The 558-nt window shown below is 30.3% G+C and carries 1 protein-coding gene; it reads right to left on the bottom strand.

Features of this window, described 5'->3' with window-relative positions; genetic code table 11:
• Positions 1-558: RNA-directed DNA polymerase (locus tag ASV53_RS24430; protein ID WP_141226334.1), on the bottom strand; the 558-nt coding region annotated here is incomplete at both ends.

The following is a 558-nucleotide window of genomic DNA, read 5'->3' as shown; positions in this document are numbered from 1 at the left end:
CTCTTGTTTAGCATCAGATTTAAACTAGCAAAAGCTTCATTTATTATATTAAGTATCAATTTTGCCTTAGCCTCTGATTTGCAAACTAAAAATATGTCGTCCACATAACGTTGATATAGGTAAACATCACCTGATAAATATAATTTCCTAAGGATGTAATCTAGCTCAATCAAATATATTTCTGCTAAGTATCTAGCATATGCTGGTCCCTGAGGAAGTCCAGTATTTCCACCTTGTATCGTTTTCGAAACTGTTAATAGGCAATGTATCATTTTTTTATAATAAGCTAGGTTGTCAACATCTAATAATTTAATCTTATTAGATATTTCACTATTTCCATCGCCTAATATTATTCTTTGAAGCCTGTCATGAGAAATAGACTCGTAGAATGACGATATGTCTGCTTTAATTATGTAGAAATCCTGAAATAGAGGTTCATTTATCGCATCATTTATATTTGATATAAACAAATTCCATTGATTGAGCCATGGCTTAAATATATGTAGGTGATTAAAATATTTATTCACTTGATAGCCATGAGAGAAATCACCATTATTT

Origin of the sequence: Photobacterium sanguinicancri (genome assembly GCF_002265265.1) — a bacterium.
Lineage (GTDB): Bacteria > Pseudomonadota > Gammaproteobacteria > Enterobacterales > Vibrionaceae > Photobacterium > Photobacterium sanguinicancri.
The sequence above is the reverse complement of the archived record's forward strand: the minus strand, read 5'-3'. Positions and strand labels throughout refer to the sequence as shown.